General features: G+C 68.3%; 11 protein-coding genes. 2 read left to right on the forward strand and 9 right to left on the reverse strand.

The window, feature by feature from the left end:
- Nucleotides 1–26: 26 nt before the first annotated feature.
- The 9 genes from IQ210_RS31835 to IQ210_RS31875 all read right to left on the reverse strand — a co-directional run bounded on the left by IQ210_RS31835 (nt 27) and on the right by IQ210_RS31875 (nt 11,262).
- On the reverse strand, nt 27–1,604 hold the full coding sequence (locus IQ210_RS31835; protein ID WP_194082620.1) for a sensor histidine kinase: 1,578 nt from the start codon (nt 1,602–1,604) through the stop codon (nt 27–29).
- A complete protein-coding gene (locus IQ210_RS31840; RefSeq protein ID WP_194082621.1) occupies nt 1,601–2,347 on the reverse strand; it encodes a response regulator transcription factor in 747 nt (248 codons plus the stop codon). The genes IQ210_RS31835 and IQ210_RS31840 overlap by 4 nt, the downstream gene beginning before the upstream one ends.
- An 86-nt stretch (nt 2,348–2,433) precedes the next feature.
- Nucleotides 2,434–4,191, reverse strand: a complete 1,758-nt coding sequence (locus IQ210_RS31845) for a CotH kinase family protein (RefSeq protein ID WP_194082622.1) — start codon at nt 4,189–4,191, stop codon at nt 2,434–2,436.
- Complete coding sequence (locus tag IQ210_RS31850; protein WP_194082623.1) at nt 4,191–4,868, reverse strand: DUF4956 domain-containing protein; 678 nt, start codon at nt 4,866–4,868, stop codon at nt 4,191–4,193. The genes IQ210_RS31845 and IQ210_RS31850 overlap by 1 nt, the downstream gene beginning before the upstream one ends.
- A complete protein-coding gene (locus IQ210_RS31855; protein WP_194082724.1) occupies nt 4,865–5,707 on the reverse strand; it encodes a polyphosphate polymerase domain-containing protein in 843 nt (280 codons plus the stop codon). Before IQ210_RS31855 ends, IQ210_RS31850 begins: the two co-directional genes overlap by 4 nt.
- 819 nt (nt 5,708–6,526) lie before the next feature.
- Nucleotides 6,527–6,880 carry a hypothetical protein gene (locus IQ210_RS31860; RefSeq protein WP_194082624.1) on the reverse strand — a complete coding sequence of 118 codons (354 nt, stop codon included), beginning with the start codon at nt 6,878–6,880 and terminating at the stop codon, nt 6,527–6,529.
- A 420-nt stretch (nt 6,881–7,300) separates the two neighbouring features.
- Nucleotides 7,301–8,503, reverse strand: coding sequence for a low temperature requirement protein A (locus IQ210_RS31865; RefSeq protein ID WP_194082625.1), 1,203 nt, complete (start codon nt 8,501–8,503; stop codon nt 7,301–7,303).
- Nucleotides 8,504–8,950: 447 nt separating this feature from the next.
- Entirely contained in the window at nt 8,951–9,874 is a 924-nt protein-coding gene (locus IQ210_RS31870) for a hypothetical protein (protein WP_194082626.1), read from the reverse strand.
- Between the two features lie 932 nt (nt 9,875–10,806).
- On the reverse strand, nt 10,807–11,262 hold the full coding sequence (locus tag IQ210_RS31875; RefSeq protein WP_194082627.1) for a DUF4279 domain-containing protein: 456 nt from the start codon (nt 11,260–11,262) through the stop codon (nt 10,807–10,809).
- 682 nt (nt 11,263–11,944) lie between these two features.
- On the opposite strand from IQ210_RS31875, the gene IQ210_RS31880 reads away from it, so the two are divergent.
- Entirely contained in the window at nt 11,945–13,120 is a 1,176-nt protein-coding gene (locus IQ210_RS31880; RefSeq protein WP_194082628.1) for a PP2C family protein-serine/threonine phosphatase, read from the forward strand.
- 340 nt (nt 13,121–13,460) lie between these two features.
- Entirely contained in the window at nt 13,461–14,084 is a 624-nt protein-coding gene (locus IQ210_RS31885; RefSeq protein WP_194082629.1) for a TetR/AcrR family transcriptional regulator C-terminal domain-containing protein, read from the forward strand.
- Nucleotides 14,085–14,253: the final 169 nt, after the last annotated feature.

The following is a 14,253-nucleotide window of genomic DNA, read 5'->3' on the forward strand; positions in this document are numbered from 1 at the left end:
GCACTCCTTTGGGTAGCGATGCGGCCCTATACGCAGGTGTGGGGAGCGGGAGCTGGGGCAGCCGTCGCTGCAGCGGCGGGCTGATACGGCAGGAGCAGGCGGAATGTGCAGCCTTCACCCGGCCTGGCCTCGAGTTCCAGACGGCCGCCGTTGGCCTCTGCGCCGCCGGCGGCGATCGCTAGCCCCAGGCCGGACCCCGCTGCCGCGGCCCGCTCGGCGGCATCGGCGCGGTAGAACCGCTCGAACACCCGCCGGGCGTGCGACTCGGCGAGGCCGGGCCCGTCATCGGCGACCTCGACGGCACAGACCCGAGTGCCGGGTATGAACGGAGCGTTGGCGCTGGTACGGCCCGGTCCCGTCGTGCCCGGCCCGTGTGGGCGGACTCGGAAGGTGCCGACGCGCACCTGGATGTGTGTCCCGGTCGGAGTGTGGACGCACGCGTTGGTGAGCAGATTCGACAGGATCTGCGCCAGCTGATGCGGGTCGCCGACGGCGTCGACGACGTCCAGCTCGTTCACGCGGGCGTCGTCCTCGGGGTCGGCGAGAGTACCGAGGCCGATGCTGCGCCCAGGGTGTCGCACGGCGACGGCAGCGATACCGTCGGCCGCGAGAGAGAGGAGGTCGACCGGTTGCCACCGCGTCGCGGGTACCTCACCGAGCCTGGCCAGTTGGGACAGGCTCTCGATGAGACGGCTCATCCGGTCGGCGTTCCGCACGATCAGCTGCTGTGCCTCCTGGCGTCGTTCCAGGCTCATCTCCGGCTCCTGCACCAGGAGTTCCGCGAAGCCCTGCAGAGACGTGAGGGGAGTTCGCAGTTCATGGCCGGCGTCCGCCAGGAAGTGGCGCAGCCGTTGCTCCGACGCCTCGGTGCGACGCAGTGCGGTGCGCAGCCGGTCGAGCATCGTGTTCAGGGCACGGCTGAGGTGGCCGACCTCGGTGACCGCATGCCGGTCCGGGACGCTCAGTTCCAACTCACCTTCGGCGATGCGCCTGGCAGTGCGCTCGACTCCGACCAGCGGCCGCAGTCCCAGCCGCACAGCGAGGGTGCCGAAGAGGACGACCCCCGCTGCGACGGCCACCCCGACAGCGAGGCTGAACCACAGCATCCGGGAGGTCGCCTCGTCCACCTCCTTCAGAGGCAGCGCCACCACGACCCGGGTGCCGTCGGTGCCGGACCGGGCGATCACCCGCCAGGTGCTGCCTCCGTCGGTCGCGGCGACCGTGGCGGGTCGGCCGTTCTTGAGGCCGAGTTCCGCCTCCGACTTCGGGAGTCGCGGCCCGGCACTGCCCCCGTCGCCGCTCAGCGACATGGCAAGCCGGTGGCCGCCTCTGTCGTAGAAGTACACCCGGTAGTCCGAAGGCAGGCTGCCCGCCTTGCCGGGCGCTCCTGACGCCGTCCGGCCGTCGGCCACGTCCTGATACAGCTGGGGCACCGGCTGGAAACGGGTCAGCCGCCCGTCGACCTGGTCCGTCAGCCAGGAGTGGAGCAGGGCGAGCCCTGCCGCCTGACAGAGCAGAACCGCCGAGGTGGCCAGCAGCGTGACGCCGAGCACCAGGCGGGCACGCAGCGAGCGCGGTTTCAGCCGGCGCAGCCACCGCCTCACAGCGCCGCCGCCCCCGGTCCGGGGCGTGCGGCCCGCAGGCAGTAGCCGACACCGCGGACCGTCTGGATGAGCTGGGGCTCGAACCGGTCTATCTTGCGCCGCAGGTTGCGTACATAGGTGTCGACGATGCGGGCGTCACCGGCGAAGTCGTAGTGCCAGACCTCGGACAGGATCTCCCTCTTGCCCACCACGCGTTCCGGCTGCGCAAGCAGGCAGACCAGGAGCCGGAACTCGGTGGGCGACAGCTGGATGGGCAGACCGGCCCGGCGCACCTCGTGGGTCTGCTGGTCCAGCACCAGATCGGCGTACCGCAGCGGCGGCCTCCTGGTCCCTCCGCCCGGTGGCATGTCGCTGCGCCGCAGGATGGCACGGATGCGCAGCAGCACCTCCTGCACGTGGAACGGCTTGGTGACGTAGTCGTCGCCGCCGGAGCTGAGGCCGATGATGCGGTCCTCGACGTCCGTACGCGCCGTCAGGAACAGCACCGGCGTATAGACGCCCTCAGCCCGCAGATGACGGGTCACCGCGAAGCCGTCGATGTCCGGAAGGCCAACGTCCAGGACGATCAGGTCGGGTTGGCCGCGACCGGCCTCGAACATGGCGGTCTGGCCTGTGTCGGCGGTGCTCACGGAGTAGCCGGCGGCGTGCAGGGCGGAAGTGAGCAAGGTGCGGATGCTGGGGTCGTCCTCGACGACAAGCACATTGTGTGGGGGCGGCGCGGGCGCCGACGACGCGACGGGCATGGACCTTCCTTCGATGGTGAGGCGTTCGCGGTGCGCCGAACGCCCGGACGGCGCCCCACGGGGGACTGCCGTCCGGGCGCCGGTGATCAGCCGGTCACCTCCTTGTTCTTGGCCAGTGCCGCGGTACGCTCGGTGACCGTCTTGCGCAGCTTCTCGACGGCGGAGTCCAGCTCCTTGCCGTCGGCACCGGCCTTCCCCGCCTGTTCGGCGATGGAGTTCAGCGCCTTCAGGGCGGTCCCGGAGCCGTAGAACTTCTCGTACAGCTCCTTGTACGCCTTCTTGTAGACGGGATCGAAGGCGTCCGAGTCCAGGAAGCGCTCCTTCAACGGGTGGCCCATCATTCCGGCGAACCCACCGCCTTCGCCCTCACCGCCCTGACCGCCTTGGCCGTTCTGACCGCCCGGCAGACCGGAAGGCATTCCGGACGGCATGCCTTCCGGCAGATTCTCGGGCATCCCCGAAGGCATTCCTTCGGGCATTCCTGACGGCATCCCGGAGGGCATGGTCTGCCCGGCTTGGCCACCTGTGCCCTGGCTGCCCTGGCTGCTCTGCCCAGTGGCACCTCCAGCGCCACCACCGAAGGCACCACCCATGCCCGTGTCGTCGTCCGGGCCCGAGGTCGCGTCACCGCTGAAGGTGAGGTTGTAGTCCCATCCCAGGACCGAGAACTTCTTGGTGTCCAGGTCGTACCACAGCAGGTAGTTCTTGCCGGGCCCGGCCATGTCGTCGAAGTTCAAGAGCAGGTTCTGCGCGGCGAGGTACGTCGCCAGGGACTCGACGTCCACGTACTGGTCGAGTTCCTTCTCGAACTCCTCGTCCGACGCCTCGTTGGCCCACTTGATGAGCTTCATGACCGGCTCCAGGTCCTGACTGCCCACCTTGTTGAGCTGCTTGAACGACTCCTCGTAGTCGGTCGGGTCGTCGCCCTTGTACTCGAAGCTGCCGCCCGCCCGCGCCTTGTAGAGCACACCGTTGCCGTCAGCGATGGACTCCGCGTACTCCGTGTCCGGGCTCTCGACCATCAACCGGGCGGCGACCGGACGGTTGTTGACCTTCACCGACGTGAAGGCGTACCGCTCGTTCTTCTGACCGGTGGTGTCCGTCAGGCTCAGCGCGAGGGCCTCGTTCGCCGGAACCTGGCCGTTGCTTCCGGGGCGCAGCGAGATCTCCCGCTCGCCCTGATAGGCGCGGCCCTCGACGAACTCGTCGATCTTGATGAGCCAGGGCAGTTCCTCGGGCTTCTTCTCGGACAGGTTGTAGTTAGTCATCAGGCCCCCCATCCCGCCGGCCCCGCCGGGACCGCCGCCATTGGCCTGGCCGCGGTCCCGGCCCCCGGTCGCGCCGTCCTGCTGCGCCTCCGGGGCGCCCTGCTCGGCGCCTTCGGGCATGGTCCGGCCGCCACCGGGCATGCCCTGGCCGCTTCCGCGCAGGGACGACAGTGTGGAGTTGCCCTTGAGGCGGATTCCGACGTCGTTGAGGTACACCCCGTCGATGGTGAGGTCGGCCTCGATGTAGTCCTTGGTCCCGTCCTCGCGGAACTCCTTCATCATCTTGGTGAAGTCGGTCTGGTCGTACTCCAGTTGGATGGAGTGGGAGACCGCGGTGTCGTACAGGTCGACCGTGCCCTCGACGTTCTGCGTGATGGCGTCCGCCTCCACGCGGGAGGAGGAGGTGACGTACGGCGAGACTCGGGCGTCGCCGAAGAAAGAGACCATCACCACCAGTCCCGCGCAGACGGCGCCGACCGGCTTCCAGTGGTGCCGCAGCCGTACGGGGAGCCGGTCCCGCATCCGCCGCGGCCTGCGCACAGCGGCCGTGGGGACCGCCTCGCTGCCGCCGGCCATCACAGGTCGGTCGAGTCGTAACCGGTCAGCACCGTCACCCGCTGGCCCGCTGTCCGCTCCTGCAGCGCGGCCACCAGGTCGCCGGGCTCGGTGCCCTTCTTCATGCGCACCGTGTAGAACACCTCGGTCAGCGCGCCGCCGCGGATCGTCTCGGTGCTCACCAGCTCGAACTCGCTGGTGTACTTGATCAGTACGTCACCGATGGCGGGGCCGTAATCCTCACCGGCGGGCACCTGGACCTTGACGACCTGCCGCTGCACGTTGAGGGCGAACCAGTTGAACTTGAACATGACGAGCATGACGGCGCAGATCACCACGGCGCCGACCGCGGCCAGCGTGTAGAAGCGGGCGCCGCAGGCCATGCCGATCGCCATGGCCAGGAAGATGAAGCCGACGTCGCGTGTCTCCTTGACCGCGTTACGGAAGCGGACCACGGACAACGCACCGACCAGGGAGAACGCCCGGGCCAGGTTGGACCCGACGACGAGCATGATCAGCGCGACGATCATGCCGACGATGACGAGGGTCTGGACGTAGGACTGGCTGTAGGAGACGTTGCGGTGCGTGTACCGGTACACGTAACCGATCAACGTGCTCAGGACGAACGACAGCGCCATGGCCACGACGACATCGGCGACGCTGAACGTGCCGCTGAGTTCCTGCAGATCGAAGTTCACTGTGCTCCTGCTTTCAAGGGCGCCTGACGCGCCGAGGGCTGCTCGGACAGCCCGTTCGTGGTGGGGGTGTGAGGCGATGGATGGTCGGCCTCGTGGACGTGGAAGACGGACCGGGGCGCGAGCCCGAACGCCTCGATGGACTGCACGTACTTGGAGACCCGGATGAGGCTGAGGTTGCGGCGGGCCGCCAGGTCCGTGATCCAGTACGGGGTGCGCTCGTTGACCTTGATCTCCATCACCGACAGGTGCGGCGGGATGGTGAAGCGGTTCTCCGGGTTCTCCGTACCGAAGTGGAAGTCCCGGTCCCGGCCGCGGATACGCCGGTCGAAGGTCACCCGCAGCCCGGTGTCCGCGGCCCGGCCGACCAGCGCCTCGCGCTGATAGCCGGTGATCGCTGTCGGCTGCAGATTCAGTCGTACGACGAGTTCGAGCACCTCCTGGATGAAGGCGCTTTCCCTGGCGGAGTGCTCCACCATCTCTCGGCCGTCGCACAACTGGCGGGCGACGCCGTACGGGAGGGTGATACGGCGCTTCTGTGTGACCCGGTTGACCCGCTGCTTGATCTCCACGCACACCGGGGACTCGTCGGTCACCCCGTCCAGGTTCCCGTAGTGGCGGATGCGCAGCTTGCGCCGGAACTTCAGGCCCTCGATCTTCTCCCAGTAGAACCGCAGCTGCGGTGTGTCGTAGTACAGGCTCCACACCCCGTACCCGCCGACCGGGCTGTTCAGATCGCGGTCCATCCGCTCGGCCAGCTCGTCCCGGATCTCGGCCGCCTCCTCGACCGGTACGAGGTACTTGAGCTCGAACCGGTTGAACGAGTGCAGCCTGCTGGCCACGTGCAACGGCTGTTCCTCTGCCGGGGGCTGCTCCTCCTCCCGGCTCTCGGGTTTCCGCCACGTGGTCACCGGTAGTGCCACCATGCGCCTCCTTCGTCGTACGGCCCGATCGGGCGACGCAGGACACAAAACCGGTGGGATGTGAGAAGCAGCTGAGAATTGCGAGGTAATTCCAGGGGTACTCAAGATGGCCAATAGGTGAACTGCGCGCGTTGACGCGGCGTCCTCACGGTCCGGGACAGCTCTGGTCGGATTTGGTGGATGGTCCGTAGGGCGGCGGCTCTGACCGCCTGCAGTGCGGTGGGGCGGCCCAGGTGCGCTACGGCTGGGATCGCCGGACTAGTGGCATCGTGGGGGCCTCCGCCTTCTTCACCGCGGTGCTGCTGCTTCCGGACGTGCCGTTGCTCGGCCGGATACTGGGCTTGCCGCTTTTCGGTGTGGGCGGGCTGTTCATGGCGTATACGTCGATGAGTCGTAAGGTCGCGTTGAGGGTGGGCGAGAGACGGGTGTGCTCCTCGGCGGGAACCCCGCGAGATACAAGTCCACCACTATCCATGTGCCCAAGGGTGCGCCCCCTCTGCCTGGGGATGGCCCCAGGGCTCGTGCAGCCCTGAGCCGTCTCGTTCCCGTGCCCGCCGACGTTGCACCGTCGTCCAGGGCAGTGAACGGGTGGCGCCTCGACAGGGACCGGCTGGTCGCCGCCGCCACATACTTCGCGCCCGGCATCCCGGTAAGAGACCACCCGTGATCGAATCCCGCTCGACGACTACGTACCTACGCACCAGGGCGACTGGTTTGAGCGCCAGTTCGGTTCGCTGCTCAGTAGCCGGGCGGGATCCGGTCCTGCGGTCCATCAGCCACCTGTGCCGCGCCGTCGTCCATTTGCGCCTGCTTGGCCACGGCCGGGTCGGTCGAGTCCGAGACCAGCTCCGCGATGCGCAGGGTGCACTCCCACTGTGTCAGCTTGCCTTTGATCACCACCAGGTATGTCTCCTGGTCGGTGAAGCGGTACACCTGACGCCGCTTCTCGACGATGTTTTTGCTCGGTAGATACGTGTGGACGGCTGCATGGAGTGCCGTAAGTGCCTGGTCCTTCGTTTCCAGCCCGCGGCAGATGAACTCGGTCCTGGACACGTCGCTGTAGTACTCCGCGATCACGACCCAGTTGCCCATTCATTCCCCCTCGGCGTCGCTGCCAGTCAGGCACAGGTCAGCTTTCGGAGCAAGAGCTATGCACGAGGGTCCGTCCCGGTACGGAGCAGCGCGTCGCGTATTGTGCAGCGATCTACCGGGTCGAGGACCAGGATTAGCGGCGGCACCTCATCGACCGTCAACTCCGGGATCCCAGCCGCTGTGAGAGCTGCTTGCGGCCCTTGTCCCGCCCGTCGGCACCCCTCACCGTCGTAGGCACTCGCGTGCGCATCGGCTCCCTCGTCCGCGCACGGACGCTCCATCATGTGACACGCCGCGCCTGGCAGTTGAGGGAGCACTGGCAAGGAGCAGCCTCCTTCCGAGCCTTCATGTGCTCCCCGCGCGTGCGGGCGCCGCTTGGCTGTCCTCGCTGACCTGCGCAGGGGCTGGCCGGCCCAGGGCTCAGCCGGCGGCGGTCTCATGGGGCCGGGCGGTGGTGTCCTGGACGAGGACCAGAGCGGTCACGAGCGCGGCCAGGGCGGCCAGGGCGACGAGAGAGGGGACGAAGGTGACGGCGGGTCCTGCGACGAGGCACACGGCTCCGCCGGCGAGGAGGAGCGGGGAGCGGTGGCTCGTGGTGCGGAAGAGCAGGGCGGCCGAGGCGAGGAGGAAGACTCCGACGCCGCCGGGCAGGGCCCAGGCAACGACCCCGTGAAGGGGGTCGGTCAGGTCGTAGTGGCCGGTGTCGGCGATCTGCGTGAGGGCCTTCTTCATGCCGAGGGCGGTCAGGACGATTCCGGCCACGAGTGGAAGGTGGAGGAAGGTGTACGCGTCGCGGGCCAGCCGGGTGCGGTCGTCGCCGGTCACGGTGGTCAGCCGATGCTCGACCGTCTCGGCGAGTTGACGGAAGTACACGCGCCACAGTCCTGCGGAGACGAGCAGCCCCAGGGCGGCACCGGCCACGACCGGGGTGCTCAGCGCGAAGCCGGAGACCCCGACGCCGATGGCGACGATCGACTCGCCGACGGCGATGATGACGATCAGGCCGTGGCGTTCGGCGAAATGGCCGGGTGAGGCGACCCGCCAGCCCGATTTTCCGGTGAGGAAGATGCCCAGGTAGTCGATGACCACGGCGGCGAGCCAGATCAGGATCTGGGTGGCGCCGGTGAACGCCGCACCGATGAGGAGCAGGGCGAAGGGCGGGGCCACCGAGAGCAGGGCGGTGCGGCGCAAGACGCGGTGCAGTGCCTGGTCGGTGGGGTCGGACAGCCAGTACGTGACCAGGTGAAGGACGCGGACGGCGCCGTAGCACAGGACGAAGACCAGAGGGGCGTGCAGTCCGCCGGGCGCGTCGTCGTAGATCTCGGGCACGGCCAGCGACACGATGAGGACGACGGCCATGACGGACACCAGCACGGTGAACATCGCGCCGGAGTCGGCCCGTACGACGTTCCCCAGCCAGGCGAAACAGCACCAGCACCACCACAGCAGCGCCAGCGCGACCATCCCACCGAGCAGCCGCAACCCGCTCGGGTCGGCCGCCATCAGTGCGGTGACCTGAGTGATCGCATACACGAACACCAAGTCGAAGAAGAGCTCGGCCGGTGTCACACGGTGGCCGCCCTCGGTCGCGACCAGCCGCGACCCCTCGCCATTCGCTACCACAATTCCCCCTTTGGGGCGCCCCACCGCCCACCGGCGGAACGATAACCCACTGGCTATGGCCAAAGACGGTGGTTGGTGGGTACGGGAGTTCGCTTCCCGCGTACACAACGGAAGAGGGTGGATCCAAGCGGTTTGTTCGAGGTGTGGTCCGGGGCCGTTGTGTCGGCTCACCCGGATGCTGCTGACCGGGCCGCCAATCTCAAAGCCGAGCAACACGAGTTGCTGCGCCGCCTGCCCCGAGATGATCCAACTGGCAGCCAACATCGAGGACTTCGCCCCGCTCGTTGCACCTCACGCCGACAATGCCGACGCGCTCTCCTACCAGATCCGACGAACAGCTCTGTTGTGGCAGCTCCGCCGCCCAGCCTCCTACGCGTCGGATGGAGGTGTGGGTTCGGCGGAGCTGCCGGACGTCCTACGGTGTGACGCCTTGCCCTGCGGCTGTGGTCACGAGCGGCGCGTGCGGCGGGTCGTGTAGATCGCGCCGGCACCGAGGGCGATCACTACGGCGGCGCCGCCGGCTATCAGGCCGACCGGTGCGCTGGAGCCGGTCTCGGCCAGTGGCGGGGTGCTGTCGCTGGGCGAGGGCGTCGGGGTGGCAGGTGGCGTCGACTCCATCGGCGGGACGTCCGGTGTGGTGGGCGGGGTGGTTTCGGTGGACGGGGTCGACGGGGTGGCGGGGGGAGTCGTCTCCTCGGCGGGCGGCTGGCTGGGGGGAGGCGTGCTCGGGGTGATCGGCGTCGATTCCGAGGGCGTCGGGGTGGGGGAGTCGGGCTGGTCGGGGGTGCAGGGCTTGTCCCCGCCGTTCCACGCGGCGATGAGGTGGTACGGGGTGACGACGTTGTCGGGCTGGTACGGGGCGGGGCCGTGGCCGTCTTCTGTCTTGCCGTCGTAGATGATGTCGTCGCCGTACAGGTCGATCTGCCCGTAGCAGTCGGGCGTCTTCACCGTCAGCTTCTGCCAGGTGTGCTTGCCGCTGTCTGTGTCCGCGATGTCGGCGGTGGTGAGGTACACGGTGGCGTGGTCGACGAGGGTCTGGTGGCCGGAGGTGTACCAGTTGGAGCCTTCGGTGGTGTATTCGGCCAGCGACACCGGGTACTTGCAGCCGTCGCCGACCGTCTGTCCCGGGGCGAGGCGCACTTCAACCGTGCCGGGGGCGGAGTTCCACTGGTGGAAGCCGCCTTGCGAGGTCCAGTCGGCGCCGACCGGGCGTCCGTCTGCGTCGACGATGCGGTACTGCACGGTGGCGGACTGGCAGCCGCCTCCTGTAGTGGCGTTCGCGGCAGCGGCCCCGAGCAGGGGTGTGGCGCAGGCGAGGAGAGCGGTCGCGGCGAGGGCGGCCGAGGTTCTGGAGCGGGGGGAGCGCGTCAAGATTTGCCTCTGTGGAATCAGGAGTGTGGGAGGTAGCGGGCGCGAACGGCCTCATGCGCAGAGACCAAGAGGTCTGGGGATAAGCCACTCGCGTCACTTGGCTCGCTTCAGACGCAGCGAGCGACGCGAATTCTTGTCCTCCTTCACAACTCCCGTCAAATTTTTGCGAGTTCGCCACAATCTCAAGCTCGTGGCGCTCGATTTTGGGAGTCGGGAAGGTAGCCGAACCCACGCATTCCGCTCTCACGGTCGGGGCAAGCCGCTGAGCGTGGTGAAGAAGGCTCGCTTGCCCTGGACCGCCGTGGCGGCCCCGATTCAGTCGCCTTGTCCGGGCCCGTCGGCGATGCTCGGCACGGATGATCAGACCACTCACCATGACCGCGAGAACACCCGAGGCCTCGATGAGTTCGGCCAGGAGGTACGCCGAGATCGGCGCCAGCACCATGATGGGATTGCGGAGCAGAGGATCGGCCAGGCGCTGCCGCAGGTTCATGGTGGCCGACGCCGCCGCCTCATCGACCACTGCTCCGCCGCCGTAGACCAGGAGGAACGCCCGGGCGTTGGTGGCGCGGGCGCAGGAGGAGAGAGAAGAGGCGACGGATCAGTCGGAGTATGTCGGCGTGTGCAGTCCTCGGGTGTGTCCGACCCGGCGGGCCAGGCCGGTGAGCCGGATGCTGCCCCTCAGCCAAGTGTCGGTGCTGGACTCGAGTGAAGCCGGTCAACTGAGTTACCGAGCGTGGTAGTTGGGCGACCGGATCCGTGGTGTAAAGCTGATCGAACGTCGTGTACCACAGTCCGTGCCCGAAGGGGTAGGTCGGGGTGGGGTCGAGGTTGCTCACGCCCTGGGTGTTGCCGCCGGGCGGGGCGTGCATATGCGTGCCGGGCTCGCTTTCTAATGCTGTTGTCAAGCTGTCGGAGTGCGACTCATGTGCTCACCTGGCGTCCTCGGCTCCGGCCATGTCGTACTCGTCGATGTCGAGCTCGGCTCCGGTGGCGCTGAGGAAGTCCAGGGCCTTGCGGTCCAGATGCCAACCGAAGGGGTCGGGGGCATCCACTGCGCCGGGCTGGGGGTCGGTGTAGTTGAAGTAGCGCACGATTTGAAGCACTGCTCCGCCGCCGGTGCCGGCCAAATACGTGGTGAGGTCGCGGATGCGGTCTGTGTGGGGCTGGAGCCTGTCGAGAATGCGGGCGATCTGCTCGTCGACGCGCAGACCCGGCTCCCGGCAGACAACCATCCACGAGTGGTCGACCGGAACCACCGCCGGCTCGGTGAACCGGCTGCCGCGAACGGTCACCTCGTCAGGTGTGATGCCCAGCTGCGAGGTCATGTCGTCTGCCGAGGTTCGCCGGCTGAACAGCGCGAAGTAGGCGTACTGGTGAAGTGGCATCCCGTGGAGGATAGCCGCGCGAGAAATGGGCCGACCGTGATTATTCGTGCCAGCAGTCAGGCAGCCTGGGTGACCGGAGCTGTGATCTCTCGGCCGTGCCGAGTTCTTCGGTGACGTCGAGGTCGGGGAAGCAGCCGGGGTCGTCACGGACGGAGATGGTGACCTGATTGGGGTTCTTGGAGCCGAGATACCTCGAGAGGCTGGGCGGCGTACAGCAACGTATCCGGGGCGAGCGAGGGCGGTGTGTGACCGGCCAGCCGTGCCGGCGCACGGTGGGTGAACCATTCGGTGACGTCCGCGCGGTCCCAGAGGCGGGCGCAGCCGCGCATGCCGATGGGTCCGGGGAAGGCCTGGCCGGTCGTGTTGGTGGTGTGGCTGCTTGGCACCGCGCTTGCGAGCCAGCCCGCATCGACGTGACCGGCGATTGCGCCCCGCATGCTGGCTGCGGATCAAAGAAGCTGGTTGCCGCGCTGGCGGGCGCGGGCCATCGCAGCGCTCCGCGGGAGCGTACGGCGTCGCGGTCGTCCGGTGCAGCACCGCTCCTGGTTCCGGCGTCCCGCGTCAGCCGGTGGACGGCCGTCCGAGTGCGCTCGCGTGTTCCCGGTGTGAGACTGCTGAATGACGGGCCCCAGACGGCAAGGGGCCTGAGGGAGGCGAAACAGGGAGGCGAAACGGGGCGACGATGCCCGATGCCGGTGACGACCAGCTGCACCAGTTCCTGGCCGACCCGACCAACCGGACCGTCGACCTCACCACCGCCCTGGCCCGCTGCACCAAGGCCCTCGGGCTGCATCACTCAGTGGCCTACTTCGCGGACATCCAGCAGCGTCACCTGGTCCCGCTCACCGACGTGACCGCGACACTGCCCATCGACGACTCCCTGGCCGGCTGGACGTACCGCACCCAGTCCCTGCGGGTCGAGCCCACGGAGTCCGGCGCGATGACGGCCTGGTTCCCCTTGCTGGACGGCGCCGAACGCCTGGGCGTCCTGGCCGTCTACGGCCCCTCACTCACCGCCGCGTCCCTGAACTGCGGCAAGGCCCTGGCCACGCTCGTGGCGATGATGGTCACCTCCCGGCGCACCTTCAAGGACTCCTACGTCCAGCGCACCCGCACCGAACGCATGCAGCTGCCCTCCGAGATGCTGCGCGCATTCCTGCCGCCGCGGACGATCGGCAACGACCGCGTGGTCTCCACGGCTGTCCTCGAACCCGCCTATGAGATCGGTGGCGACGCCTTCGACCACGCCCTCACCGAGATGGCCCTGCACGCCACCGTCCTCGACGCCATGGGACATAACCTCGCCTCCGGCCTGACCAGCGCCCTTGCCTTGGCGGCATGCCGCAACGCGCGCCGGATCGGAGCCGAACTGCCGGAACTGGTGCAGACGGTGGACGAGGCCCTCGCCCAATGGCTGCCCGACCAGTTCTGCACCGGCATCCTCGCCCAACTGGATCTGGCCTCGGGCGTTCTGCGGTGGTGCAACTGCGGACACCCCGCGCCCCTGCTCATCCGGGACCACCGGATGATGGAGCACGCCCTGGAAAGGGACGCCGACCCTCCGCTGGGACTGCCGTTCCTGCTGAGCGACCGTGGCCGCACTATCCACGAGGTGACCCTGCGCCCGGGCGACCGGGTACTGCTCTACACCGACGGTGTCACCGAGGCCCGTACCCATGACGGGGAATTGTTCGGGCTCCAGCGGTTCGCTGACTACGTCATCCGCGCAACCGCCGCCGGAGAGCTGGCCCCGGAGAGCCTGCGGCGGCTGATCCACTCCGTCCTGGACGCGGAGACCAGCCGACTCCGCGACGACGCGACCATCATGATGCTCGAGTGGCAGCCGCGTACGCAGTGACGCCCGCACGGGAGGCGACCGCTGCGGCTTTGACAGCCGGGGGGGCAGGCTGGCGTTCAAATGGACGGCGGCATGCGCGGATCTGTCCGCCTGGTTTCCGTATGAGGGTGGGGGAGGGGGTGTCCTGGGCCTGGGGCGAGGCGGTGCGGGCCCTGGCGCGGAAGGTGCCGGTTACCGACCGGTGCTTCTGAGCGCAGCTGCCGTGGGCATGTCCGCTTTCATATCGGATACGGTGTTGCTGTTATGGTGCCCGTCCGAGGAGGTGAAACGTCCCGTGGCAGCAGCTGATCCAAGGCGAGCCGGTGCTGCGTCCGCGCGGCGTTCCCCTGGTCGCCCTCCCATGCCGTTGGAACGCATTGTCTCCACGGCCTTGCAGATCGTGGACGAGGAGGGCGCCGACGCTCTGTCGATGCGGACGTTGGCCCAGCGTCTGGGATCGGGCACGGCCACGCTGTACCGGCACTTCGACAACCGGGCAGCGCTGATCGCCCACGTCGTGGACCGCATGTTCGGCGCCGTGGAACTGAACGGCGACGAGCTCCGGGCGATGGGCTGGCAGCAGGCGGTGCGGACGGCAGCGCACACCATGTTCGACGCCTTGTCCCGGCACCAGAACGCGGCACGCCTGATGGTCGAGCAGGTTCCCCTGGGGCCGAAGGCGATGGCAATGCGGGAGCGGTGTGTCGCGGTGCTGCTCGACAACGGTTTCCGGCCGCGGCAGGCCGCGCACGCGTATGCGACCCTGGCTCGCTATGTCCTCGGATTTGCCGTACAGGTCAACCGGCAGGAGGGAGCGGGCCAGTCCGACGATGCACAGGCGGCGGCCGTCTTCCAGAGCGTGGATCCGGACCTGTTCCCGGCAACCCTCACCGTTGCCTCCGAGATGCCCATTCCGCTGGAGGAAGAGTTCTCCTTTGGCCTCGAACTTCTTGTCAGCGGACTCGAGCGCCTGCGTGACGAGTGAACACCACCAGCTCCCGGAACGAGCCCAGCCCGATCCGGCGCGCATGACACGACCAGCGCAGAGGCACAGCCTTCTTCGGTGTCTCCGTCACGCCGATTCCCTCGACCGCGAACAGGAGTGCCGCCGACACCTGGCCGGTGCGCGCCGCGGCACGCGGAGCGGAGCCGAA

This window comes from Streptomyces justiciae (assembly GCF_015163075.1).
Classification (GTDB): Bacteria; Actinomycetota; Actinomycetes; order Streptomycetales; family Streptomycetaceae; genus Streptomyces; species Streptomyces justiciae.